The organism is Actinomycetota bacterium (genome assembly GCA_013152275.1).
Taxonomy (GTDB): Bacteria; Actinomycetota; Acidimicrobiia; order Spongiisociales; family UBA4744; genus BMS3Bbin01.
Genome location: JAADGS010000026.1, coordinates 19566 through 43982 on the forward strand (window position 1 = coordinate 19566; position 24417 = coordinate 43982).

At 64.2% G+C, this 24417-nt stretch carries 25 protein-coding genes; 17 read left to right on the forward strand and 8 right to left on the reverse strand.

The window, feature by feature from the left end; translation table 11 throughout:
* Window positions 1–404: 404 nt before the first annotated feature.
* The 6 genes from GXP34_02990 (at window position 405) to GXP34_03015 (ending at window position 5870) form a co-directional block, all read left to right on the forward strand.
* Window positions 405–1238: a hypothetical protein gene (locus tag GXP34_02990; protein ID NOY54930.1), complete on the forward strand. Its 834-nt coding sequence runs from the start codon at window positions 405–407 to the stop codon at window positions 1236–1238.
* 477 nt (window positions 1239–1715) lie between these two features.
* A complete protein-coding gene (locus tag GXP34_02995) occupies window positions 1716–2375 on the forward strand; it encodes a hypothetical protein (protein ID NOY54931.1) in 660 nt (219 codons plus the stop codon).
* Window positions 2362–2568 (forward strand): hypothetical protein, encoded by a 207-nt coding sequence (locus tag GXP34_03000; GenBank protein NOY54932.1) that lies wholly within the window; start codon window positions 2362–2364, stop codon window positions 2566–2568. The genes GXP34_02995 and GXP34_03000 overlap by 14 nt, the downstream gene beginning before the upstream one ends.
* A gap of 11 nt (window positions 2569–2579) precedes the next feature.
* Window positions 2580–3728, forward strand: a complete 1149-nt coding sequence (locus GXP34_03005; GenBank protein ID NOY54933.1) for a hypothetical protein — start codon at window positions 2580–2582, stop codon at window positions 3726–3728.
* A gap of 85 nt (window positions 3729–3813) precedes the next feature.
* Window positions 3814–4515, forward strand: coding sequence for a hypothetical protein (locus GXP34_03010; protein ID NOY54934.1), 702 nt, complete (start codon window positions 3814–3816; stop codon window positions 4513–4515).
* Entirely contained in the window at window positions 4512–5870 is a 1359-nt protein-coding gene (locus GXP34_03015) for a hypothetical protein (GenBank protein ID NOY54935.1), read from the forward strand. Before GXP34_03010 ends, GXP34_03015 begins: the two co-directional genes overlap by 4 nt.
* Before the next feature lie 701 nt (window positions 5871–6571).
* Here the strand turns inward: GXP34_03015 and GXP34_03020 are convergent.
* Genes GXP34_03020 through GXP34_03030 form a run of 3 tightly spaced genes read right to left on the reverse strand, consistent with a single transcriptional unit; the run spans window position 6572 to window position 8871 of the window.
* Window positions 6572–7276, reverse strand: coding sequence for a hypothetical protein (locus GXP34_03020; protein NOY54936.1), 705 nt, complete (start codon window positions 7274–7276; stop codon window positions 6572–6574).
* A 3-nt stretch (window positions 7277–7279) separates the two neighbouring features.
* Window positions 7280–8410 (reverse strand): hypothetical protein, encoded by a 1131-nt coding sequence (locus GXP34_03025; GenBank protein ID NOY54937.1) that lies wholly within the window; start codon window positions 8408–8410, stop codon window positions 7280–7282.
* A gap of 2 nt (window positions 8411–8412) precedes the next feature.
* Complete coding sequence (locus GXP34_03030) at window positions 8413–8871, reverse strand: RNA polymerase sigma factor (GenBank protein NOY54938.1); 459 nt, start codon at window positions 8869–8871, stop codon at window positions 8413–8415.
* 330 nt (window positions 8872–9201) lie between these two features.
* On the opposite strand from GXP34_03030, the gene GXP34_03035 reads away from it, so the two are divergent.
* The 4 genes from GXP34_03035 (at window position 9202) to GXP34_03050 (ending at window position 12762) form a co-directional block, all read left to right on the forward strand.
* Complete coding sequence (locus tag GXP34_03035) at window positions 9202–9627, forward strand: hypothetical protein (GenBank protein ID NOY54939.1); 426 nt, start codon at window positions 9202–9204, stop codon at window positions 9625–9627.
* A gap of 590 nt (window positions 9628–10217) precedes the next feature.
* Complete coding sequence (locus tag GXP34_03040) at window positions 10218–11543, forward strand: hypothetical protein (GenBank protein ID NOY54940.1); 1326 nt, start codon at window positions 10218–10220, stop codon at window positions 11541–11543.
* Entirely contained in the window at window positions 11540–12169 is a 630-nt protein-coding gene (locus GXP34_03045; protein NOY54941.1) for a response regulator transcription factor, read from the forward strand. The genes GXP34_03040 and GXP34_03045 overlap by 4 nt, the downstream gene beginning before the upstream one ends.
* 119 nt (window positions 12170–12288) lie before the next feature.
* Complete coding sequence (locus GXP34_03050; GenBank protein ID NOY54942.1) at window positions 12289–12762, forward strand: hypothetical protein; 474 nt, start codon at window positions 12289–12291, stop codon at window positions 12760–12762.
* Window positions 12763–13186: 424 nt separating this feature from the next.
* Here the strand turns inward: GXP34_03050 and GXP34_03055 are convergent, their stop codons facing one another.
* From GXP34_03055 to GXP34_03075, 5 genes are all read right to left on the reverse strand, one after another.
* Complete coding sequence (locus GXP34_03055) at window positions 13187–14017, reverse strand: hypothetical protein (protein NOY54943.1); 831 nt, start codon at window positions 14015–14017, stop codon at window positions 13187–13189.
* A 300-nt stretch (window positions 14018–14317) separates the two neighbouring features.
* On the reverse strand, window positions 14318–15604 hold the full coding sequence (locus GXP34_03060; GenBank protein ID NOY54944.1) for a hypothetical protein: 1287 nt from the start codon (window positions 15602–15604) through the stop codon (window positions 14318–14320).
* Window positions 15605–15611: 7 nt separating this feature from the next.
* Complete coding sequence (locus GXP34_03065) at window positions 15612–15989, reverse strand: hypothetical protein (protein NOY54945.1); 378 nt, start codon at window positions 15987–15989, stop codon at window positions 15612–15614.
* Window positions 15989–16156, reverse strand: a complete 168-nt coding sequence (locus GXP34_03070) for a hypothetical protein (protein NOY54946.1) — start codon at window positions 16154–16156, stop codon at window positions 15989–15991. Before GXP34_03070 ends, GXP34_03065 begins: the two co-directional genes overlap by 1 nt.
* Window positions 16157–16425: 269 nt before the next feature.
* A complete protein-coding gene (locus GXP34_03075; GenBank protein ID NOY54947.1) occupies window positions 16426–17196 on the reverse strand; it encodes a hypothetical protein in 771 nt (256 codons plus the stop codon).
* A 420-nt stretch (window positions 17197–17616) separates the two neighbouring features.
* On the opposite strand from GXP34_03075, the gene GXP34_03080 reads away from it, so the two are divergent.
* From GXP34_03080 to GXP34_03110, 7 genes are all read left to right on the forward strand, one after another.
* A complete protein-coding gene (locus GXP34_03080) occupies window positions 17617–18177 on the forward strand; it encodes an RNA polymerase sigma factor (protein NOY54948.1) in 561 nt (186 codons plus the stop codon).
* Window positions 18178–18201: 24 nt separating this feature from the next.
* Window positions 18202–19188, forward strand: a complete 987-nt coding sequence (locus tag GXP34_03085; GenBank protein ID NOY54949.1) for a hypothetical protein — start codon at window positions 18202–18204, stop codon at window positions 19186–19188.
* A 211-nt stretch (window positions 19189–19399) separates the two neighbouring features.
* Entirely contained in the window at window positions 19400–19798 is a 399-nt protein-coding gene (locus GXP34_03090; protein NOY54950.1) for a hypothetical protein, read from the forward strand.
* A gap of 160 nt (window positions 19799–19958) precedes the next feature.
* Window positions 19959–20420 (forward strand): hypothetical protein, encoded by a 462-nt coding sequence (locus tag GXP34_03095; GenBank protein ID NOY54951.1) that lies wholly within the window; start codon window positions 19959–19961, stop codon window positions 20418–20420.
* Entirely contained in the window at window positions 20392–21351 is a 960-nt protein-coding gene (locus GXP34_03100) for a hypothetical protein (GenBank protein NOY54952.1), read from the forward strand. Before GXP34_03095 ends, GXP34_03100 begins: the two co-directional genes overlap by 29 nt.
* 148 nt (window positions 21352–21499) lie before the next feature.
* A complete protein-coding gene (locus GXP34_03105) occupies window positions 21500–21919 on the forward strand; it encodes a hypothetical protein (protein ID NOY54953.1) in 420 nt (139 codons plus the stop codon).
* 435 nt (window positions 21920–22354) lie between these two features.
* On the forward strand, window positions 22355–23986 hold the full coding sequence (locus GXP34_03110; GenBank protein ID NOY54954.1) for a hypothetical protein: 1632 nt from the start codon (window positions 22355–22357) through the stop codon (window positions 23984–23986).
* The last annotated feature ends 431 nt before the right edge of the window (window positions 23987–24417 follow it).

A 24417-nucleotide genomic window follows, 5' to 3' on the forward strand; every position in this document is an offset into this window, starting at 1 on the left:
CAACGAGGCACGCGCCCCGCAGTTTGGACCTTCGGCGAGACGACGCCGGTTGAACGGTAATCGTCGTCAGGGTCCGTCGGTTTTGCTCAGCTACCATGTAACTCTCCGGCCGAACGGCCAATCGGTTCGGGTCCTTTGGCCCCATGGAGGGGGGCTGAGCGCAGATACTGTGGACTGTGACCCGACGGGGACGAGAAGAACTCCTGATCGAGACAGGGAGGCGGCGAAGTTGATGACACGAGAAGTTGGGCATGCTCTCCGCTGCGTCCTCGAGGTCGAGCGACCTCGATCGCTGTCTACCGCCTCGGCCGGCTCGATGCGGGATCCCGGTCGCTTCCACGCCAACACCGAATCGAGGGGGAGGCGAGATGTGATCGACCTTCCTCGCGGCGGCTGAGAGTTCCATGGCGCGCCATCGAAACCTGCGTAGGGTCCTGTCCGTTGTCGTGGTGATCGGAGCGATCGCCGTCGCCGGTGTACTCGTCGTCTCGCGGTCCCGCAACGGGAATACGCCGGTGACTTCGACGACCGTCGTCGACAACAGTGCATTTGCAGGGTGCACCGAGTGCCACGCCGACTTCGACGCCGCTCTCCTTTCCGGTCAGGTGCCGACGCTGACCTTCACGCACGCGCAGCACAAGGCGGCTGCCGGCGCCGTGGAGTGCGGTTCCTGTCATCCTTCCGAGACCCACGTTGGTCGCATAACCTTCAAACCGACGATGGAGGCCTGTTTCAGCTGTCATGGTGCGGCTGCCGCCTTCCCGATTCCCTGCGCCGCGTGTCATCCTCTCTCCGTGGTGCCCAAGCCTCCGAGCCACAAGGCGACAGATTGGGGCACGACGCACGGCATCGGTGTATTGGATGTCGAGTCCTCCTGTACCACCTGTCACTCACAAACGACGTTCTGTGATGCTTGTCACGGGGTCGAGATGCCTCACCCGAAAGGCTGGGACGGAAAACCACACGCCCTGGCGTTCTTCGACGCGGGTTCCGACGTGTGCGCGAAATGCCATTCGTTCGGAATCGACGTGAAGAGTCGCGACAAGTGTGACACGTGTCACCACTCTGGAGGACCCCAGGATCAACCCTGGGTGAAGGCACACCAAGATGTGGTTGGAGCCGAGGGCGGCGGTTCGTGCTTTGCTTGCCATGAGCCGGCGACGTGCGTGCAGTGTCATCTTCACGGTATCGAGAACCTCGATGCCGATCGGGCACGCCTTCTCGAGACTGGCGGGTGACATGGTCCGGAAGCACCGCGTCGGATGGTTGCATTCCTGAGGCAGCAGGCGATCATTCTTACGAGTTTGCGGCCGCGCTCCAGACCGTCAAGCATCAGGCGTGTCTTCCATCACGCGATCGACCCCGAGACCGACCTCCCACAGGCCTCGGCTCCTGGAGATGTCTCCTGTCTCGGATGCTGCCCCGGGCCCGGAGCCGTTGGCGCACGATCTCGTCGGTCCTTCTCGTCACAGAGTTCGTTCAACGGGTCACTCGTTTTCCCGCGGCCGACAGAACTCTTGGAACGCGTCCATGTCGAGGTGCCATGCCCTCAGGCGTCCGCCGGGACCGGCCTGCCATCCATGGGCGGGAGGCATCGGGCCGAGAGGATTTGGTGTATGCATGAGCTGTCATACTGACGCCTGCCACGCGAGGCGCCACTCCAACCACGCATCCAACCCATCCGAGAAGAAACCGCTGCGTACCGGAGGTCAACGATGACAAAGCGTCTAGTGGCGGTCGCTGCTTTGCTTCTCATTGTGGTGGCGGGTCTGGCGGCTGCCATCTGGTATCGAACCGGGGTGCGTGACCCCGTCATCGTCAAGGTCGACGGCGTACCCATCCACGAGTCCCAGGCCGAGGCCAGGATCGCCGGGATTGCGGCGGTGCACAAGGACATCGCCTCGACTCTCGGACCCGATTGGCGCTCGTTGGTACTCCAGTCACTCGTCGACGACGTTCTCATGCAGCAGGAAGCACGTCGAGCCGGCATCGAGGTGATCGATCAGGACGTCGACGCGTCACTCGACTCCCTGCGCAGCAAGTTTCCTTCCGAAGCCGACTGGAGGCGTTTCCTGGAGGAACAAGGCATCGATCAAACCGAACTCGAGAGGAGGATCCGACTCCAGCTCGTCGGTTCCAGGGTCTATGAGGAAGTGACGGCTGCGGTTGCTCCCACCGAGGACGAATTGCGCGCCTACTACCGGGCTCACGAGTCCGATTTCACCGTGGATGGCAAGGTGCAGCCCTTTCTCGAGGTCCGCAACTCGATCGAGGACAAGGTGACGAAGCAGATGCGGGACGAGGCGTTCGGTACCTGGCTGCAGCAGCGCCGGAGCGAGGCGGACATCGTGGTTGTGAGCGATGAGTGGCGGTAGCAGTCCGAGCATCGGGCTTTCCAGAGGCCTCCTCGTCGGCACCCTCGAAAGGTTACGACTCGTCCGGAGCGGCGCGGAAGGAGTCGAACCGTTCTACGGAGTGGCAGCAGCCGGTGCGCTTGTTCTCTTCGAAGCCAACTTCGGTTTCGCTCGGACGCCGCACGGGCTCGGACCTTCGGTCGCGGCCCCGTGAAGGACCACGGCATGGAATCGCCACAAGAACCGTCGCTCGAGCGGGAAAGGCGGCCTTTGGGGCAGGCCACGATTCACCGCCTGCTCTATGTCCTCATCGGTCTTCTCGGCGTAGCGGCGGTCATCCTGCTCGTCATGCTCATCTGGCTGCTACGTCCCCAGCCCACCTCGATGCCGGTTGCCGTGGCGGGATGTCCCATGGAGATCACCCGATCGATCTACGGATACGGAACGAAACCGGCCGAGTTGCTGGTTCAACCTCTCGCGGTCACCTTCGACGGGACAGGCAATGTGTGGATCTCCGATACGGGGAACGCCCGAGTGGTCGAGTTTGGTCCCAACGGGAAGCTGGTTCGCTCCGTGGGTGATGACGGCGGTCAGGGACGTCTCCACAGTCCCTACGGCCTGGCGTTCGGCAGCGACTTCGAGCGTCTCTACGTGGCGGATTGGACGCGACGAGAAGTGGTGGTCTTCTCGGCCGACGGACACTACGTGAAGAGCCTGCCCGCAGGCGACCAGGACCTTGCCGTGTTCGGTCCCGACGGGTTCTCTCCCTACGATGTCGCCGTTCGCGGAGCCCAGATCGTGGTTGCCTCCAACGATGGCCTGTATTTCTTCGACAGGTCCGGGCACGTCGTCGATCGGTGGGGAGGTGACACGCGAGGATCGGACGTGGGTAGTTTCGCCTTCCCCGATGCCCTCGCCATCGACCCGACAACCGGCAACGTGTACGTTGCCGACACCCTCAACCGGCGCGTGGTTGCCCTCGACGGGGACGGCAACGTGCTCTGGGTCTCGGGAAAGCGTGACGAGGAGGGCAAGATCGTCGGCTTCTGGCAGCTTCCAAGATCGGTTGTGGTCGGCCCGGATGGTCTCGTCTACGTCACCGACACGTTTCGAGCCCAGGATCACTGCGCCGGCACAGGACACATCGTGGTGTTGAAGCCGACGGGAGAGCTGGTCTCCGAGTTCGGTGCCGCCGGGCAATCGGAGGACACGCTCAGTTTCCCGGAGAAGATGGCGATCGGCCCGGAAGGTACGTTCGCCCTCGCCGACCGCGAGAACAACCGGGTGGTGCTCTTCACCGTCGGTCCGCTGCCACCGGCCGATCCTGGTGAAGCGAGCCTCTACGAGAAGTCGTTCGTGCGTTTCGGACCGTGACCGACCACCGGCGACGGTGACGAGGTCTCCGAACGTCGTACCTAAACTTGTCGGGCCGGGAGTACTTTCGAGGAGGCCGATCGCAATGGCGCGATCCGTGGAACGCATGATCGGGTACGGGAAGCTCCTGGCCGATCTCGCCGAGAGCGGATGTCCGGTCTGTCGAGGGTCGGTTGGTGCCGCGGCGAGGTACTTGGAGAGCCTGCTCTGGGAGAACGTGAACGATGCCGAGGTCCGGGAAGGACTCCGGCGCGACCACGGATTCTGTCGGGAACACTCTTTGGCCCTCCTGCAGGTGGCGGCGGCGCGAAGTGAGGCGCTCGGTGTGGCCATCCTCTACGAAGATTTGCTGGATCACATCGAGCAGGAGATCGTCACCGTGGGAGCGAGTTCGCGACGCAGACCTTCCCGCTCTTGGTTGAATATGAGATCCGGCCCGTCATGTCGGGCTTGTACGGTCGCCGACGATGTGGCCGTCAACTACCTCCGCATCATCGCGACTTCCGAACCGGATACCGATCTGGATCGACATCTCGGAGGAGCTGCCCTGTGCTTTCCTCATTTTTCGAGAGGGCTGGAGATTCGGGGGCTCGATCATGAGCGGCTCGAGGCGGTGTATCTACGAGGGTCGGTTTCGATTCGAGCCGAGCTCCGGCGTCTCATCGATCACGCAGACTATCGACGGGCCGACGAACCCCTGGGGAACGAGAAGGACGCCTGGGCACGCGCCGTCCACCTCGTCGTCGGTTCTCCCGTGTACGGTGCCGTCGCGGAGTCGGGATCATGAGCAACTCGGAGTCGGGGCAAGGAGCAGCCCGGCCGACCGACGAATGTCCCGTCTGCAGCGAAGTGTCCCTGGCCCGCCAGAGACATTGGTTCTGGGTGTTCGCCGAGAAACTCGGGGATGGGGCGTTCCTGACCCGACTGGGAACGGGAGGCGGCTACTGCGTCAGGCACGCTCGTGAGCTGCTTCTTCACGAGCAGGGGGAACGCACGGCCCGGGGGTTCCAGTTCGTGTTGCGAGGATGGCGTGCCGGCCTCGGAGCTTCGATGCGTCTCGACTGCCCTGCATGCCGCATCGAGGCCGAGACGGAGGCGTATGTCCTGCGCCTGCTGAGTCGCGGATTGTGGAGCGGAGATCAGCAGACACGTCTGGACCCGGACGCCCTGTCATGTCTGCCACATGCCCGGATGCTCCTCGAGCAGGCGCAGGAAGGGATTCTGCCCGAGGCTCTGAAGCGGTTGGGTGCAACGGTCGATCGAGTGCGAGCAGGTGACGGTGGATCGCAGGCCGAGATCCACACCGCGATCGGTCACGGGTACGACGAGACGTTTCGGAGGCCTGAACGTTGCGATACCGATGCCACGGCCGTGCTCTCGTTCGACGCTGCCGATCGTGCACTTGCCCAGGGATGGTGCCCTCTCTGTCTGGCAGGCCGTGAGGCGTCGGAGAACGTCATCGGATGGCTCGGGCATCCGGATCGAACCGACCGGGACCAGGATGATTTTGCCCGGCTGTGCCCCGCCCACCTGTGGGATGCCGCGGCGAACGATCCGGAAGCTTCGGCCCGGACGATGCAGCGGATCCGTCGCACCTGGATCAGGAGCCTCGGGGGACTCGAGGCGCTTGTCGAAGGGGCCGCGCAATCCGATCGGAAGGGACGATCGGGCAACGGGTCGCGCAGCAGGTTTCGCGGATGGTTGGAACGCGCGTTCCCGAAACGCAGTCGCGAAGTCCAGTTCCGCAGGATCCTCGTGGAGGAGGAGTGCGTGGCGTGCGTCGCAGCCGTGACCGCGGTCGACCGTGGCATCGCACTCCTCGATGCCTACCTTCTCGACACGGATCGAAGCGATTGGTACCTACGCTCGAGCGGCGTGTGCCTGCAGCATGCCTACGCCGCGATCCCACACCTCGGTGAGCAGCCTGCGCTCATTGTGACCGACCGGGCAAAGACCCTCATCGCGCGCACGATGTGGGGCCTCGACGAGGCGATCCGCAAGGTGAGCTGGTCGGTGCGGTATGAGCCATCCGGGGAAGAGACCGAGACGTGGCGTGAAGCGGTCGTGCTCACCGTCGGACGAGGCGTGTTGTGCTCAGACTGGCTCGCGCCCGTTCTGCAGCGTCCCGAGCGAGCCGTATAGGAGTCCGCCGGGTGACGGTGCCCCGGAGGCACGCGTCTCGTATTTCGTATTTCCTACTTTGTAGTTCGCATGGAAGTCGGTGTCGATGCAGGAGCGCGAGGAATCCGACTACGAGGAACCGACACACATTCGTGTCGGACTATCGGTCGAAACCTGCGTGGACCACCTTCCGGACTCCCGGGAGGTGGTCCGGCCGCAACGACCGCTCTACCGTCTCGAAGGTCCGTCAGATCCACACGATAGAAAAGCGGCAGAGTGTCCGGGTCGACGTTCTCCACAATCGAGGGCTGATCTTTGAACGTGGCTCGGAATTCGGCGTAGACGGCGACACGATACAAGTAGCGGACCGGATTCGTCATCTCGCGGATACGATCCCAACGCGGCCACGCCCACGCCGACACATCCACTGCTGCTTCCCGGCCGGCAGTCGCACCGAAACGCGCGACGAGACCGTGTCGGAGCATCGGCTCGACTCGCTGCACGAATTCCGGAAAGGAGTTCTCTGTCACAACCTGCCTGCTCACACCCTTAAAAGGCACCCGGCAACCGGACTGCACCGCAAGATCCCGCACCTTTGGAGAGAAACACAAGTCGCCTCACACGGTCGGTGATCGCGCGGTCATCCCGCCTGGAGCAGTGTTTGCGTTGTGCACAAGGCGGCTGTCGGCATCGAGGCCGGCGGGATGCCGCCTGCCAACACGCTAGGGCGGGGGAGCCGTCGCCGGCCGTGTGGTCTTCAGTGCCACGGTTCCCGCCCCGGCGATGAACCCGAGGGCGATGAGCCCCTCCAGCGACGTAACGCGGTCACTGGTGCATATCGACCCGGTTACGCCGTCGCCTCCGGAGGAGATCGAAGTCGACTCGCTTCCGGCGAACCATTCACTCCCCGTGGCGCCGTTCAAAGCAGTCCTCGTGTAGGTGACGTGGCCATCGGCCCCTTTGGTGGAGTCCCAGCAGGCCGGGTCCTGGTGGGCAAAGAAGGTGAGGCCGGCGAGGATTGCGAGTATCGGGATGGTGAGCGGCAGGAGGTCGCGCCGCCAGGAGCGTGCACTTTGTGGACTTGGCCAGCGCAATGCGGCCTGTATCCATACCAACACCGGGATCACCAGGACGAGGCCGACCGAGAAGACGGTGAGAATCGTTGGTACAAGGCCCGTGACGATCGCCGGCCAGAGTATGCGCGGATCACGCCGGCGCAGACCCAGAAGCGCGACGAACGCGGGAAGCGAGAGCAACGCCGCCCACGCCAGCGCTGCCGGGACGTTTTCCAACTGTCGCGGAGGCACGCCGTTGAGCCAGAACAGCAGACCGACGACGATCGCCAATCCGAGAAAGATCACCGCACCGATGATGATCAGCACGCCGGCCGTCTTCGGTGGCGTTGCGACAGGCGAGCTGTGATTCATGGTCTAGCCCTCCCAGTTCCAGAAGTCGACGTCGAGTTGAGTCGCTGTGTCGGCACCTGACGCTTCCATGATCTTGGCGACGTTCTCGGTCGGTCCGGTGACAACGAGCGACACGACGGCCGGATCATTACCGGCCAGCCACGCCGCCACGGCGTCGGCATTGCTGAGCGCCTCCGAAGTCGGACCCCCTGCTTTCATCAGTTCGGGATGTGATGCCAGATTGTCGAGAGCGCGACGCACCTGTTGGAGGGCAGAGGTGATGCTACTTCCGCCGTTCGGGCGGCAGCCGAGCCGGCCACCGCCTCCCGAAGACCCGGACGTCATATAGCCGACCGCGGAATCGAGGATGGTCGGCTCTCCACACGTCTCGTACCCGAGCATCTCGAAGGAAGGGTGCAGCGGGTCTGGTGGAAGGGCAGGAGTCACGTCGAAACCGACCCACACGATGCGTGCCTCGCCCTCTGCCGGCTGGAGCGCCTCGGCTTCGGAAATGCTGATGGGGTCCTCCCACCACTGCAGCTGCACGGTGACGACGGTGTCCGCAGGTAGTCGCTCGGGTGTGAATGGGCGGGATCCATCCCCAACGAAGTAGGGGAGGAGCGGTGAGCCGTTTTCGCCGGTGAACCTGACCAATCCCAGATGCGTGTTGAACGTACCGAGGGGGCGTGTGGCGTCGCCGATGGGACGGACCAGATCGACAGCGAGGTCTCTGCCGAAAGGAGTCGGGTTGTTGCGCCAACCCGACACCCGGGCTCCGGGTGTGGAGAGGACGGGCAGGTCCCACGTCGCGATCGCGGCAGCACGAATCCGGTCGCCGCGATCGACGAGGAGAGGCTGGATGGCGAACGCCGACAGGATTGTCAGCGCCACTGCACCGATGATCCAGATGGAGATGGCATCGAACACGAGCCGGAACAGGGTTCGGCGGATCGTCTTTCGCAACTGCTTCTCATCCCATGGCTGAGCCGGCCGGCCGATCGTGTTCCCCAGATGGACGGGCGCCTCCACGCCGTCCGGGATGCTTCGGCACTCATCGCACCCGGCCAGGTGTTCTTCGAGTTCGGCTCTCGTGCCGGGCTCGAGGCTGTCCTCGACGTAGCCTTCGAGCAGGTCACGAGCAATGTGATGTTCCACGCTCACGCCTCCTTCTCGAATGCGGTCCGAAATGCCGCCCGTGCCCGGTGGATGATCACTTTGGTTGCGCCGAGGCTCTTGCCCAGAACTCCCGAGACCTCTTCGTACGACAGTCCGAGTTGGTCACGGAGAATCAATGCCGACCGCTGTGTTTCAGGGAGATTGGCCAGCACCGTCCGGACCGTGATCTGCTGGGCGATATCCGGATCGAAGGCCGCCACATCCGTCGGTTCGTCGCTCGTTGGGTTTCGCGAGCGACGGCGGACGTCGTCGAGGAAGGTGGTGCGGGCAATCGCAAATAGCCAGGCTCGTGGGCTTCCGCCCCGGTACCCGGCGAGCGCCCGAGTGGCCCGCACGAACGTGTCCTGCATCAGATCCTCCGCCCACACGGGGTCCCGGCATTGCGAGACCAGGTACGCGTAGATCGCCCGTGCGTGATCCCGGTAGAACTTCTCCAGCATCCCCCTCCTTTACCGGGCACTGCCGTGGACACGGTAGGTGAGGACGCCGGCGCTTCGCGATCAACGTCTCCTCGATACCTTCCGGCAGTTGTGATCGTTCGCCTCATACCAGGGAGACGAACAGGAAGGTACAAAAGTTACAGTCCGTGCTTCGCGCAGCCTTTCGGCCCGGCGCGCTCCACCGTCGGGGGAGATGATCGGCGGGGAGCCGTCTGCCCGTGTCGAGTGCCGCGTCGGCAAGGACCACGTGAAGATCCTGATCTTGGCTCGCTCTTGCGCACACGGTCATGGCACGAAGTACTATCACGAGGGAAGACCAGGGGGTGAGTGATGGCCGATACCGACAAGAGCCTGGATGATCTGTTGGAGGAACTCGCCGAAGTGCAGGGGCGTCTCCTCGAGTTGCCGTCCGACGCTTTCGCCGAGCGGTTCGGACTTCAGAAACGTCAGGACGCCCTTCGGGAGCAGACGGCCAGGTTCGCCCGGGACTGGGATCTGGACCGCAGCAGTGAAGATTTGTTGGCCGAGCTCGTTTCGCTCCAGGCACGCGTGAAGAGCATCGACAGCCTGCGCATCAACACCGCCGCACAGCAATTCAGTTCCGACGGCTCCATCGGGCCGATTGGCGATGGTGGGGGAGCCATACGCCTGAATCAAGGCATCGCCGACGCCCAGGGGGTCGGCGAACTTCAGGCAAGAATCGGACGCATCAAGGCGATCCTGACCGACCGTGGTGTCGACTTCGATACGAGGTAGCCGAGGCGTGGGCTCTCTGGACTTCCTCGCCGGCATCGCCGTCGGCTTGGCCGTGGCCCGGGGTGTCTGTTGCCGGCGCGGATTCCCGTGGCGTCGACGCACCGGGTATGCCACGAACTGGAATGAAAGCCGGACCTTGTCCATATCCTCGAGCCGAAAGATCACATCCTCCCGGCCCTCTCCCAGGCGAAGGATCCAGCGGCTCGATAGGGCAGGTCGCGCTCCGTCCCCGCTACGCGGTTCCCCCTACGCAACCGACGTGGCTCCTTCAACAGGGACGTGGTCGACGCCTTCATCGATGTCGGCCTGGGCCATCCATGGACGCAAATCCGACTCCAAGGCACTCGGATCCTGAGCCAGAAGCCGAATAACTTTCGGCTGCCGTTCCGTCAACCCGCCGGCTTCCGACGGAGACTGCGACGGGAACGGTGCACGTATCACCTCATTCTTCTCCCCCGATCCGTAGGCCTCAGACGATGCGTGTCGGGGGAAACGGGGGAGAGTCATCCTGCTGCGGCGCGTCTGTCCACGGTGAGGGGCCACGTCGGATACGACCGCTTTGAAACAGGTCTCTGCATACTATCGAGCCGATGAGCAGCAGATCATGGCGTCGTCGTGTCGTGCACTCCGTGCGGGCGGACTGGAGCGAGGTGGGGAGCCTCGGCAGATTGGCCTTCGTCGGTATCGTGCTCTCTCTCGTTGTCACGATCGTTCTGGGGTTCTCGATTCAGAATGCGACACGGCGACACCTGCTTGCGGCGCGAGGGCAGATCTTGGCCAATGTGATCGAGGAGATCGAGGCCCAACACCTTCGCCCCTCATCGGGACCGGGCGGTGCGAGTTATGAGGCGTTCGATCAGGAGGTTCGACTTCGGCTGATCGGTGGAGAGACACTCCGTGTCAAACTTTGGGCGCCCGATGGCACGATCCTGTATTCGGACGATCCGGACCTGGTCGGGTCGGTATTCGAGCTTTCACCGCCGGCCCTTTCTGCACTGCGCGGCGAGCAGACGTACAACATCTCAGACACCTCGGATCCGGCTCACGCCGATGAGAGCTCCGTCGGTTCACTCATCGAGTTCTACATCCCCTATCACGACCCGGCAGGTGAGATCATCGGGGCATTCGAGGTCGAACAGCGGATCGATACGCTGCAGAAGACCCTGCAGAGGGTGGGTGTCAACGTATGGCTCACGATAGGCAGCGGGTTGTTGCTGCTCGGGGGCTTCATGCTTGCTCTTCTGCTTGCTCGTGCCCGCGCATTCAACCTCCGTCGGAGGCAGGTCGAGTCGCTCGTTGGTGAGATCCTGAAGGCGCAGGAGAACGAGCGGCGACGCATCGTCGGTGCCCTGCATGACGATATCGGGCAGCCCCTCTACCGACTTCTCTACGGACTGGAAGGAGGTAAGTCACGTCTTCCCGCAGGCAGCCCGGTTCGAAGCGAACTGGATCGGCTGGAGGGGATCGTGCGAGATATCGACGCAACGCTGCGCACCGAACTGCGGGTGCTCCATCGTGGTCTTGCCGAGGACTTGGGGCTGGAAGCCGCCTTGGCCCAGCTTCTGGACGCCACCAGGCAAGAGACGGGGCTCGACATCGACTTGTCGGTGAACCTCGGCAACGAGCCGGACCCGATCCCGCGATCGGCACTGCTGCGCGCCGCTCAGGAAGCTGTGACCAATATCCGAAAACACTCGGGGGCAGCCTCGGTATCGGTTGGCGTGTGGGAGCAAGACCGGGAGGTCATCATGGAGATTGTTGATGATGGGTTCGGAGTGAAGGGCCCTCGAGGTCTTGGACTCACAACGACCCGGGAGAGGCTCGAATCGATCGGCGGAGGCATCGAGGTGCGGCCTCGTCGCGAGGGAGGCACCGTCTTTCGTGCATGGGTGCCACTTCCGGAGCCGGGCGCATGAGGGTCGTCATCGCCGATGACCACCGCATCGTGCGCGAGGGGTTACGGTTCATGTTGTCCGATCACCCCGATGTCGAGATCGTCGCAGAAGCCGAGAACGGTGAAGACCTCTTGGAGACGCTGGAGGCGGTCAAGGCCGATGTGGTTCTTCTGGACCTTCGGATGCCCGGCATGACGGGACTCGAAGCCTTGGATCGGATTTCTGCCGACCACCCCCGGACAAAGGTCATCATCCTCTCGATGCATGACGATCCGGGCTACGTGCGTCGCGCCGTCGAGCTGGGGGCGTCAGGCTATCTGCTCAAGAACACTGGACGTGACGAGCTTCTGAGGGCACTGAAGGCGGTCCAGGAGGGCGGTGCGTATATTCAAGGAGAGATCATGGGCCCTCTCCTGTCGATATTCACGCACGGTTCCGAAGAGCAGGACACGCCGTCGTTGAGTCCACGAGAGAGTCAGGTCCTGCAGCTCGTCGCCGACGGTTGTGAGAACAAGCAGATTGCCAAGGATCTCGGCGTGTCCGAAGCGACCGTCAAGACGTACCTCAAGAACGTGTTCGCGCGCCTCGGAGTGCGCAGCAGGGCGGAGGCCGTCGCGGTCGGGTTACGAATCGGAATCATCGAATAGGGTCTTTCCGCCTTGCCCCCATCGCCCAAACGGGTGATGGTCTCGTCCCAAACGGGTGACTACCAGGAGCCGCTCGTTTCCTGTACGTTCCTTCGAACGGAAGGTAAGGAGCTATTCCCATGCGTAATCTGAGAATCTTCGCGATTGTTGCCGTGCTGGCGGTGCTCGCCGCCGCCTGCGGCGGAAACGCTGCCGTGGATACGACGGCGGCACCGACCACGACGGCGGCAGCGACCACGACGGCGGCACCCGCGGAAGGCCCGGTGGTCGTGCATGTCGTTGCCAACGAGATGACGATCACCTCCGATCTGACCACGTTCAAGGTGGGGGTGCCATACCGTTTCGAGGTCACGAATGAAGGTGCCATCGCGCACGAAGTCATGCTGGTGGAGCCGACAGATTCCACCGACATGGAAGCGATCGATGAGATCGCCAAAGGTATGGTCGAGGCAGAGGACCTGGTCCCGGGCGCCACGGAGTCATTCGACTACACATTCACGACGGCGGACCTGGCGGGTCCGCTGGAGCTGGCGTGCCACGTTCCGGGCCACTACGAGGCCGGCATGTCGCTACCGATCACCGTCGAGGGCTGAACCGATCCGATCGAAGGTTTGGGGGCCGGCGGGATACCGCCGGCTCTCTTCGTTCGTGTGCCACCGGGGCGTTGATCGCCCGACACCGTGGCTCTGCTGCGGGCTCCGGGTTGGGTGTTGATCTTGTGTGCATCATTGCCGCCGGGATTCGTATTCCGGGGTTGTGTCATGTCGCGGATTCCGAAGTTTGGGCCGATCGTATTCGTGCCGTGCGCTCGTCCGGAGTCGTGCCGTTGAAACGCTACAGCTTGCGTGTCAGGACTGCTTCCGAGACGGTGAGGCACGAGATGTCATGCGTGTTCGATTGCGGTGGCAGCCGACATGCACCAATGGCCTACGCCATGCGCCTGTGCGGCCTGCTCATGTGGAACGAAGCTGCGCGGACCGACGAGGCCGCCGATGTTCGTATGGTCGCGAAGAGGGACTATCCCTCCTGTGGGGGGCGATCCTGCTGCGGATCGGGTGACGCATCCGGGTGGTGCCGCCTCCGGCTGCGGTTTCGTAGCTCGGTGGTGCCTTCGATGAAGGGGGTGAGGTCTTCCACCGGGGTGAGCGCGATGTCGCCCGCCGGCAGACCGCAGGCGCGGAGGGTCACGACGGTGTCGGGAAGATCGACCACCGCGGCCCAATTGTTGCCGTCGACCAGCATCTGACCGTCCCGCATCGTGTCGTCGATCGATAGCTGGAAGTGATCCCACACCGGGATGGGGCGGCGCTCGAACTCCTCGTAGCGCCGGGCTGCCCACCGGGCTGCCTCGTCGGGTGAGAGGCTCTCGGGCGGCGGTCCGAAGCTGTCGTGCCACAAGCCGCGGGTGACGTCTGCTTTGACAAGTTCGACAGCGGGCAGGCCGGGCAGCTTCCACTGCGTGTCCACCCGCAGATACGGCCCATCAGGTGGCTCTCCATAGATGAGTTCTATGCGCTGTAACCCCACCGGTGAGGCCCAGCCATGGCCACCCGGCGAGCGCAGGCCGTCCCATTGCGCGAGACCGTACGGTGGCCCTGGGGCGGCCTCGACTGCCTTCACGAGCCGCTTCGTCTCCAACTGCTCGGCTCGTGTCGGGCTCACGGTCTGCACCAACTCGGTCCACAAACGTTCTCGGCCGGATGTTCGCAGTGCGGTCGTGAGCACCGCCAGCCACATCACGACCAGCCACCCGACTGCCACCGGAAACCATGGCCACGCGACGGTCACCTGGGCGAGGACTCCCAAGCCGACCCCGACGGCCGTACCGGCGATCCACAACAATGGCACCAGCTCGATGGTTCGGTGCCGCAACACTATCTGCAGTGCCCGGTATGGCCAGAACGACTGGAAATACCGGACCGTCAGCAGGCCGGCCGTCCCAAAGGCCCACTGGTGACCGTTGACACATCGAAACCGTGGTCCTGAGAACCGGCCGTGCGTTAGCCGGCCTCTCAACCGTGCCCACCGGCCCGAAGTGGCTGTCTGTCCTTCCGACCCGCAGACCGGACACGGCGCATCCATCGACCCGATCCACGATCCCCGGCTCTTGTATCGCACACCATGAGTATGCCAGCCCAACGCGGGGGTTCAGCAGGCCGGCTTGCCGACGTCGTTTGTCACCGTAACGGGCGGGGGCCGGTCGAAAGTGCCTTCAACAAGGCCCATGGCGACGTCACCGGCAGCCGTGACATCGACCGGTTGCCCGCCGACGGTGACTTTCCAGTCGGGATCTTCGACGATCACGATGGCGTAGCCTGCGTTGGAGTAGTCGACTCGGTAGCAGCCCTGCCAGGTCTCGCCCGGCTCGCCACCAACGAACCCTTCGCCGCCGCCGGTGAACAGCTCTGCCGCCCAGTAGTAGGTCGCGGCCGGCTGTTCGTCCTTGATCATCACGACGAACCCGTCACCGAACGGGAACCGGGCCACCGGTTCGTTACCTTCGGGAAGGTCGAAGTCTTCGGGAAGGAACGAGGAAGAGTCGATGCTCGTTGCCAGCAGCGACGATTCGTTGCTGTTGGACGGAAAGTCATCGGGCCAGCGAACCGGGTCGCTGATGATGGTGGACCCATCGATGGTGGCAGTGACGGTCGCATCGTAGGGGGAAGGTCCAAGATCGAGGACGTCGGCGGTGAAGTGCGCCGGTGCGTCCAGGCTGACCGTGCCCTCCCAACAGTTGCCCGTCTGTCCCGCCGTGAGGTCGAACTGTCGTGACGCTCCGTTGCCGGCGGTGACCATCACGGATCCGGTCACGCCGGCCGGTGGTTTTGCGATGTTGCCGACGAGTGCGGAGAACGGGGCATCTGCTTCGAGGTCTCGGCCGGACGGATACCAGAACACCTGGGCGTACGGGGGTGGCGGCTCCCCGCCTGTCGTGGTGATCAGCTCGAAGGCCCAAGAGGCGTCGCCCTGATCGCCCCGACCGAACACGTCGATCCGATAGGTGCCGGTCGGACCCGGCCGCTCGACCGGCGCTCCTGCCGGATCGACACGGACCACGGCACCGCCGCTGCAGTACTCACCTCCTGGCAGGAACTGCGCCTGGATCACCCATGGCAGCGGGAACATCATCGCAAGGTCGGCGGTGTCGGCGAGCGTGACACTGGGGAGCGGATCCGGCGGCGGCCCGTCGGCGCACACCACTTGTCTTTGTCCTTCGCCGCCGGTTGACCAGCAGTAGCTGATGGCGGCGAGGGTGAGCCGTTCGTCGCCGGCGACAACCACGAGGTCCGGGGGATGATCACGCTCAACCGTCGCATCGCTCGGCGTCGACGCCGTGGCCGATGTGTCGGCTCCGAGGTTGTTCGGGCCTCCCGGGCCTGCAGCGCAGGCAGTGGCTACCACAAACAAGAGCGCCAACAATGTCGAGCGTGTCATTGCCACCTCACGTTACTCCCGACCGGCCCGACTCCCAGGGCGAGTGTCCCGGAATCCTGGCAGGGCTCGTCAGCGGTTTGGGGCGTCTCGTCGACGCCTCGGCGGCGATCTCTCCAGGGTGTCGAACTGCCGGATCCAACTGTGCTGCGCCGAGGCAGGGAAGCGCCACCCGGCGCCACCGGGCCGGCCTGCCAACCCGTCGTTCGTCGATGAGCTGAACGGCGAGTTCGGGTATCGGACCGAACTCGCCGATCGGGGCGGTGTCCTTGTCGTCGAGGTGCTCGACGAGCTCGGCGATGAGTTCCTCGATGGCACGCCCGTCCACACCCGAATGGCCGAGCCGGGTGGCGGGCTGGTGCAAATACAGGCGGGCGGCGTCAGTCATCAGGTCGTTCCTTCCATCACGGCGGTCACACGCGTCGCGAGCTCGCACCAATACGGGCCGGCGGCCTGCAGCACGTCTGGTCCCTGGCAGGTCGGCTCGTAGTGCTTGCGTTCCGGACCTTGATCGCTGGGCTTCCACGTCGTGGAGACCGGAGCGTCCTGTGCCAACCGGGAGAGAAGCGGTAGAAGGTTCCACCTTTGATTGGTCCGAGACCGGCATCCTCGAGGGTTCCGGCGATCTTGCAGGCGTAGCGCTCTCGGTCTTCGAGGAGGCCGAGCACGCAGAGATCGATGGCTCCCTTGAGCCATCGACCGCTTCTGGCGGTGGTGGGTCGGGGGGCCGTGTGGGTAGCTTTCTCATCTACAGGCCGGTCTCGATCGGGTGGCTCGTCTTGACCATGGCCGGGTCTCCACTGCGTGTGGGTTGAGGATGTGATTCAGGGCACATACACGGGGAGGGTGGTGACTCGGAAGCCACCGTCCTGGGCGATGACGGTGAAGGGAAACTGGGTTTCGGGCGGACCGCTTGAATCGTCGCCACAGCATGGTCCTCTGGTGAACGGCACGCCGGCACTGGTCTCGAACTCCACCCAGAACTGGTAGCTGTCACCGGTGATCAGGCCAGGTAGCACCCGCCGGACACGAAGGTCGCAGAGCAGTTGGTTGCAGGCGGCCTCCAGCAGGGCGACGTGATCGGAAGCATCAACCGTCGGGTTCCAGTCGATCACGGTGTCGAGGCTGCCCGCATAGAGTTCCGCGGCGGTGGCGTAATCGCCCGTCCGCATCGCGGAGAGGAACCGTTCCAAAGTGGAGACGGCTGAACGCACCTCGGGGGTGTCCGGAAGCGAGGCAAGCCCTCTGAGTTGCGTCAACTCCTCCTCGTAGCGGACCCGTTCGGCCTCACATGCCACCTGGGCCGACTCGAAGATCCCTCGCAGTTCGGCCTCTTGAGCGCTGATCCTCTCCGTCTCACTTCGGCTGTCTTGCAGGGTCTGCTCCAACTCGGCGACCCGAGTGCGCAATCCCGTCACCTCGGCTGCAAGTTCGACGATCCTCTCTCGGAGATGCTCGGCCTCAGCCGGCGGGGCCGACGTCGTCGACGCGACAACAGAGGCCGACGTCGTCGATTCGGAAACCTCTGCAGGGCTGCATCCGACAATCAACCCTGACACCACCAGGCCCAGCAAGAAACGGTTCACATACAACACTCGCTCCTTCCCGTCAGTTCGGTCCGCCGGCGGGTTGGCGCGGACCTTGGCGTCGCTGTCGAGGGCGGCTACTGGTGTATTCGCTGCCGAGCCCGTTTGGGTTCCAGGATACGCGCTCCTCTGTTGGGGGATGATGCGTGTCGATCTCGCGTGGTTCTGTTCACACGTGTGGGTTGGGCCCCGGGTGCCGCACAGGGGACTCCTTGGATGGAGCAGGTCGCGTTCTGCACTTCGGCGCGTCGGCTCGGCTGCGGATGTGCGCCCGATGTTCTTGCAGCCTGCAGGGTGTGGCGGGGTGTGGGTCGCCGGCGGGGGAGTGCGGGAGGGTCGCGTCTGGGCCGGGGGGAGATGGTCTCGCATGCGGGTGTCCTGGCCGGATGACGGTCGCTCTGCCGGGAGGGGTGTGCCAGCATATGTCTGGTGGGCACGGACGTTACCGATGCGGAGTTGATCGAGGCGTCGTGGAGCGACGCGTCACGTTTCGGTGAAGTGTTTCGGCGCAACCACCGCCTCGTGTACGCGTACGCGGTGCGGGCGGTCGGCCCGTCGGACGGTCCGGATCTGGCCGCGGAGGTGTTCGTGCGCGCGTTCGAGTCGCGGCGACGTTACGACGTTGCGTATGTGAGTGCTCGCCCGTGGCTGTTGGGTATCGCCCCGCATCTGGTCGGCACCTACTACCGCAGCAAGGCTCGCGCTCGTCGGGCGAACCGCCGACTCGGCAACCCGGAGACCGTCCCGGATCTTGCTTCCGATGCTGCCGGACGGGTCGATGCCGCGGCGGCGCGGGATGCGATCGGCGGGGCGTTGAGGGGGTTGCGGCGCGAAGAGGCAGAAGTGGTGTCGTTGTTCGTGTTCGCGGGTCTGTCGTATCGAGAGATCGCCGAGACGCTCCGGATCGCGGAGGGAACGGTGCGGTCACGGTTGAGCTGGGCCAGGGGGGAAACTTCGGAACCTGTTGGACGGTTTCGGCGAATTAGGTAGAGGCGAGTCAGATATGGGTACACCATGACACATCACGGCGGGGACCCGTTTGAGCTGCTTCGACGCTTGGGCGGTGATCCGGTTCCGACGGTCGAGGAGGAGCAGCGGGCTCGAGCCAGGCTGGTGGAAGCGATTGCAGGCGAACGGCCGGCGCGGCGAGGGTTTCGTCGAGTCCGTTGGCTGGTGCCGGCGTTGGCGGCTGCGGCACTGGCGATTGTCATAACCGGCGTGTTCGTGGCCCGTCCGAGTCCGGTGCAGGCAGTTTTCGATCAGATCGCGTTCGCGGCCCGTCTGGCAACACCGCAGGAGATCCCCGAAGGGTCGTTCCTGTATACGCGCTCCGTGAACGTCCAGCTCGCCATCACACAAGGCGACGTGTTGGGTCTCGCCCAGGAACATGCCGCTTATCTCGTGCCGACGACGCGAGAGTTCTGGCGCAACGACACCGGCTTCGTGCAGATGAGCACCACAACCCGTCGGCCTGCTTTCTTCAGCCCTGAGGTTGAGGCCGCCTACTACACACACGGCTTCGACAAGAGGGATCATATTGGCGAGACGTTGCCCCGGCAGTTCGTCGGTGTTACCGACTCGTACGGTGACGTCGAGTGGCCGACCGATCCCCGGCGACTTCGCGAGTCTCTCGAAGCCTACGTGAGGCAAGGCGGCAGCACGTTACCGCTGGACATCCAGGTCTTTGACCTTGCCACCGACCTGCTCCGAGAAGCCGACCCCGGACCTGACCTTCGGGCAGCACTCATGCAAGTCTTCGCCCAACTCCCCGTCACGCTCGTCGATCAGGCACCCGACGGGTCGATCACCCTCGCGGTCACCTACAACCGACCGCCATCGATGCGAGATACGATCACTTTGGACGCTCGTGGACACCTCATCGCGAAAACCAGCACGCTGCTCGAAGACTATCTCGACCTTGGCATCCCTGCCGGGACCCAAATCAGCGCCTCCACCTACACCATCCCGACCATCGTCGACAACCTCGACACGAACCCGTGACGGCGTACCAGGGCCGACGGCGGGAACCCGAAAGCATCCTGCGGCGAATACATCAATAGGTCCAGACACGAACTAGCGCAATGACATCCGAGGGTGATACTCGAGGGACGAAGCCAGGTGAACGGCGGTGCGCCAACCCGTCAAAGGCACAAGAGGGGATCTTCTGTAGCCGCCGGCTCGTCTAAGGAGGAGAAGAGGTGATGATCGCACAATGGACATGCATCGCCGCCGCAAGCCGGTGAGCCTGAAATCCACCACCTGGTGGCGATTCCTCGTCACGGTGACTGTCGTGTTCGGGATGCTTGTGGCCTCTTGCGGATCGTCGCCTGCGTCCTCTCCGATCACTGTCGATGCCGAGACGGCGCACCAGTTGATGCTGACGGGCGTGAACATGACAGGTATCACCGCACCGACCGAAGAGTGGGTGCGGGTCGCCCGGCGCGGATGCGACAACGGCGCCTGGGACTGGACGGTCGCCAAAGAAGAGGGTGATGCTGCAACCGACGTCGTAGGCAAGCCGCTGCCTCCTGATGTTGTGTGGATTCTGACGGTGATGGCATGCCACGATCTCGTACCCGCCACTGCGATCCGGCAAGGCCCTCCCTCGTGAGCGGCCGGCTGCAACCCGTGGCGGGCATCCACCGCATCTGGGCTGGATCACGGTCGCGTTCAGCGCCGGCGCCAAAGGCACGCGACGATGAGTTCGAAGGTGTGTTTCCCGATGCGGGGAACGGTCGTGGCCCCGGTCGATTGACGGTGTGGAGCAAGTGATGGACGATGTCGACAGAAGCCTGGGTGATCCGTTGGAGGAACACAAGCTGAGGGGATTGCCACCGATCGGGGGTGTCTTGTGGGTGATCGGATGGCTGGCCTTCGCTGTGATGGTGCTGTCGGCGTGCGTTACGGCGGAGACTCCGACGACACTCTCGAGTGAGGTTGCGACAACGATTCTCGGGACCACTTCCACAACGTCGGCTCCGGCGATCACCACGACAGCGGTCCTGCCCACCACGACGTCGACGACATCGACGGTGGTGCTCGACACGAAGGAAGCGACCCGCCGCCTCGAGGGCCTTCTCGAACGAGCAGAGGGGATCGCGGCGGGTTCCGGGGATGTGGCGGCACTCGACGAGATCGCCAAGCAAGCCGGCCCTGGTATCCGACGAAGCAGCCGATCCCCGGTATGGGCCGACGATGGACACGGTGTGGGCTCTGATACGGGCAGGTCGTGACGGTCTGCGGATCGGACCGCTGCTCGGCCCCGATACCGTCGTGCAGCTGCCCGGAGAGGGCGTGGCGGTCGACATTCATGGGCTCATCGTGCTCATCGATCTCGACGGGACCGTGATGGGCCATCTCGATCGCTACCGGATCGACAACCGTTTCTTCGCTCCAGGCCCGATCGTGCTCCGAGACGCCGACGACGGCCTGTGGGTTCTCGACGGCGACGGTCTCCGCGAGGGGGCCGGGGTGCCCCTCGCCGACGGCAACGTGCTCATCGTTGGTGACGACGGCTGGGAGATCCGTCGGGACGACACCGTGGTGTTCGCGGCCACCAACTGGACGTCTTTCGACATGTCTGCCCATCGGGACGTGGTCACCGCATTCGGGGACACTTCCATTGTCATTGATCTGACTGCCGAGTCTGAGATGACGCTGGCCGACGGATGTGACGTCATCGACCGGGCCGGCGGCCGGTTCTACCTCGCCTGTATGTCCTACGGTGCATCTTCCGGTGACCAGTCGGGCTCCGACATCTCGGAGATTCGGACGCTCGGCGGCGATGTGCTCGTGCCGAGTGCGGCGCGTGACTACGAGCTCCCCATGGGGCATTGGCGGTGGGGTGAGGTCTCTCCGGACGGGTCGGAACTGCTATTGCAGTGGAGCGCCGAGTGTGAGATACCGGTGGCGTTCTTCGCTCCGGCATCAGGCGGAGATCCTGTCGGCTACGACGGCTCGGCCGATTGGTCGCAGACACCGGAGTCGTTCGGTCTCGGATGGACCTCGGACGGTCACGCACTGGTCCTCGCGTGGGGGGAGGGGATATGCGGTGCTGCGGCCGACGCTCCGGGCGTGTACCTCATGGACGGGCCTGGTGACGGTCGACTCCTCTACCAGGTCGACGGTTCACCGGATGCTCGCCTATGGAGGGATCGGGACTGAGTGGAGCTTGTGTGTGTGCGACTCTCGTGTCCGGCGCCAGAGAGCGGGAGCTTGAACAGAAGCACGTCTGCCAGGGAACGGCTCGATTCCATGTGTAACCGAGAATCATGGCACCAGGTACTATGAGAGGCATAGGCGAGGAGCGAATATGACCGATGACGCCAAGAGCCTGGATGAGTTGTTGGCCGAACTCGCGGAGGTGCAGCAGCGCCTGCTCGAGTTGTCGTCCGACGCGTTTGGGGAGCGGTTCGAACTTCAGAAACGCCAGGATGTTCTGCGGGAGCAGACCGCCAGGTTCGCCCGCGACTGGGACCTGGACCGGTCCGGCGAAGATCTTCTGACCGAGTTGGCGTCGCTGCGGGAACGTTTGGGCCAGTTGGACCGTCAGAAGATCGACGTGGTAACCCAGGGTGGGGCCGGTACGGCCGCTCCCGCCGGCGACGGTTGGGGTGCGGTGCAGCTCAATCAAGCCATGGGTGCCGCGCAGGGGGCCGGTGAACTGCATGCGAGGATCGGGCGTATCAAAGCGATCCTCACCGACCGGGGCATCGACCCTGATGGCGAGTAGGGAGCGGAGAGGTATGCCCGTGCATCGAGATGGCGGCGACGGTTGCGGATCGTGGGCGCCGTCCAGGGAACCGATACCGGGTGTCCGGCGAATACTTGGGTGAAGGGAGATACAGACGTTGACGTTCGTCGGCAGGAATCTGGGCCGTGGCGATCGTGTCGGGCCGGAGCAGACCGAGTGGGGGACGACATGAACAGGGCACGCGCTTCACGAAGGGGAGATCATCTGGCGGGCGCGGTTGTTGTGGCGCCGGCGGCCAGGGGGCACAAGGTGAAGCTTGGTCGGGGTGATACGGGTCGGGTGAGGCTTCTTGCGGGCGCCGGGTCCATTCGGGCACGATCGCTGGTCGCTCTGGCGGTCGTGTCCATGCTTGCTGCCGGCTGTGCTTCGGCCGAGAGCGTGCCGCCTGCGACGGGGCCGGCTTCGGTCGCTTCGATGACCACGCTACCTGTGACCACGACCTCCACGATGGCCACAACGCACCCTTCCATCTCCACGACGACACCATTACCGGTGATCGGTCGGTGGGAGTCGATGCCGGCCGGCCTGGTTGCGCGGTCTGGGCATGTGTCGGTGTGGACCGGTCGAGAGTTGTTGGTGTGGGGGAACCCGCTGGGCCCGGTGGAGACGCAGGCGACGGGTGACATCTATGACCCGTCAAGAGGTGTGTGGCGTCCGATGTCGGCTGCACCGGAGGCACGCAGGGCCCCGGCTGCGGTGTGGACCGGCACCCGGATGCTCATCTGGGGCGGCGATCGCACGATGGGCGACTCGACGGTGCCTGATCTGGCGAATGACGGGTTCGCGTACGATTCGGCCACCGACACCTGGAGTCCGATCCCTGCAGCGCCGATCGGCGGACGCTCGTCCATGTTCAATGTGTGGACCGGCACCGAACTGGTCGTCTGGGGTGGCATGGTCGAGCGCGACGGGATGCAGGTCGCCGACGACGACGGTGCCGCCTATGACCCGGCGACAAACACGTGGCGTGTCCTGGCGCCGTCTCCGTTGGGTGGGAAGGACCCTGGGGTTGGGGTGTGGACGGGACGAGAGATGATCATCGGTGGGGCCGGTGACGCCACCGACGGTGACCTGGGCTGGGCATCCTACGACCCGGTTACCGACACGTGGGTCAAGATCCCCGATCCGCCCGGTGTCCGCTCGAGCTTGGTGTATGTGGGTGTGTGGACCGGCACCGAGGTGCTTTTCTCGCCCCACGGGGTTCCCGACCAGCCGGCACCGTTGGCTGCATATAACCCGGATCTGGGTGAGTGGCGCCTCACGGCACTACCCCCGGTGAACCTCTCGACGGTTCCGGCAGTGTGGACCGGCACCAAGGTCGTCTTTTGGGGACACACTGTGGCAGGCATGCCTGGGGTAGCCCCGATGGTCGGTGTGGCGTACGATCCGGCCACCGACACGTGGGACCGTCTCGCACCCGACAGTCTCGGGACCCGTTGGGTTGGCGGTCTCATAGCCACCGGTGAGGGTGTCATCGTCTGGGGAGGCCACTCATACAAACAATACGGAGCCTCCCCCATACCCCTCCACGACGACGGCTCGATCCTGGTGCTCCCGCCGTCGACGACGCCCGTAGCCACGACCGAACCTCCCGGGTCGACGACGACTTCGGTCGCCACGGGCACAGGTCGGGCCGAGACCGTTCTGGATCGGATCACCAAGGTGGTGCTGACCCTTGACGGTTTCGACGATCCTGGTTGGGATTTGCCACACGGTGCACCCTATTCGGCGGTGGTGTATTCGCGGAACGGCGACCTTGAAGCCCTCTGGGCGTTCTACGACCCTGCTCCGGTAGCACCTTCTGGGTTTCTGTTCGGACTCGATCAGATGCCCGACGGTGACGTGGTGCAGACGGACGTCGGACCGGTCACCGTGTGGGATGCCGCAACCATCGGACGAGTGAGCGGAGGCGCCGCCAGCCTGCGACAACTCTGTGGCGCATACCAGATCTGGACGGATTCGTTCGCGTCACAGGAGACTGCCGTTGAGGACCTTGTCGCGGTCGCACGGGCGATCGACTGTGCTGTCGTGGCTGACGGTCCATAGGTGAGCGGGTCATGTCCAGCTACGAACAGGAGACTCCGCTGGAAGTGCTGACGAATACGAGATACCTTCTCCATCCACACGTGGCTGCAACTCTCAGGGCGATGGAGCTCTTCCCTCTCGCGAGTGGGGACCGCTGTGGAATCGCGCCTCTGATGCCACGCAGTCCATCAACGGGGAAGAGCCGGCTGCATGGCGGCAAAACGGGTCTCGCGGCCTGTCCTCGCCGTGCCGTCAACGGCATGCGAACTCAGATCTGCGACCCGACTCCCGGTAAGTGTGCGCCACGACTGCCCGCTTCAACGCCTGCCAGGCCCCTGGACGGTTGGTCATGTTGAGGTTCATCCGGCCGAGGATCAAGCTGTTCTCAGTCGCGGTTCTCGTGTCTGTGACCACGATCGTGTCTGCCGGGTGCAGTCCGCAAAGTTCACCGG

Coding starts and splice junctions, on each gene's coding strand:
- GXP34_02995 (NOY54931.1), top strand. CDS start 1,716: ATGACAAAGCGTCTAGTGGCGGTCGCTGCTTTGCTTCTCATTGTGGTG.
- GXP34_03110 (NOY54954.1), top strand. CDS start 22,355: ATGACCACGCTACCTGTGACCACGACCTCCACGATGGCCACAACGCAC.
- GXP34_03010 (NOY54934.1), top strand. CDS start 3,814: ATGGCGCGATCCGTGGAACGCATGATCGGGTACGGGAAGCTCCTGGCC.
- GXP34_03050 (NOY54942.1), top strand. CDS start 12,289: ATGCGTAATCTGAGAATCTTCGCGATTGTTGCCGTGCTGGCGGTGCTC.
- GXP34_03035 (NOY54939.1), top strand. CDS start 9,202: ATGGCCGATACCGACAAGAGCCTGGATGATCTGTTGGAGGAACTCGCC.
- GXP34_03065 (NOY54945.1), bottom strand. CDS start 15,989: ATGACTGACGCCGCCCGCCTGTATTTGCACCAGCCCGCCACCCGGCTC.
- GXP34_03030 (NOY54938.1), bottom strand. CDS start 8,871: ATGCTGGAGAAGTTCTACCGGGATCACGCACGGGCGATCTACGCGTAC.
- GXP34_03040 (NOY54940.1), top strand. CDS start 10,218: ATGAGCAGCAGATCATGGCGTCGTCGTGTCGTGCACTCCGTGCGGGCG.
- GXP34_03060 (NOY54944.1), bottom strand. CDS start 15,604: ATGACACGCTCGACATTGTTGGCGCTCTTGTTTGTGGTAGCCACTGCC.
- GXP34_03090 (NOY54950.1), top strand. CDS start 19,400: ATGGACATGCATCGCCGCCGCAAGCCGGTGAGCCTGAAATCCACCACC.
- GXP34_03045 (NOY54941.1), top strand. CDS start 11,540: ATGAGGGTCGTCATCGCCGATGACCACCGCATCGTGCGCGAGGGGTTA.
- GXP34_03015 (NOY54935.1), top strand. CDS start 4,512: ATGAGCAACTCGGAGTCGGGGCAAGGAGCAGCCCGGCCGACCGACGAA.
- GXP34_03020 (NOY54936.1), bottom strand. CDS start 7,276: ATGAATCACAGCTCGCCTGTCGCAACGCCACCGAAGACGGCCGGCGTG.
- GXP34_03005 (NOY54933.1), top strand. CDS start 2,580: ATGGAATCGCCACAAGAACCGTCGCTCGAGCGGGAAAGGCGGCCTTTG.
- GXP34_03000 (NOY54932.1), top strand. CDS start 2,362: ATGAGTGGCGGTAGCAGTCCGAGCATCGGGCTTTCCAGAGGCCTCCTC.
- GXP34_03085 (NOY54949.1), top strand. CDS start 18,202: ATGACACATCACGGCGGGGACCCGTTTGAGCTGCTTCGACGCTTGGGC.
- GXP34_03095 (NOY54951.1), top strand. CDS start 19,959: ATGGACGATGTCGACAGAAGCCTGGGTGATCCGTTGGAGGAACACAAG.
- GXP34_03105 (NOY54953.1), top strand. CDS start 21,500: ATGACCGATGACGCCAAGAGCCTGGATGAGTTGTTGGCCGAACTCGCG.
- GXP34_02990 (NOY54930.1), top strand. CDS start 405: ATGGCGCGCCATCGAAACCTGCGTAGGGTCCTGTCCGTTGTCGTGGTG.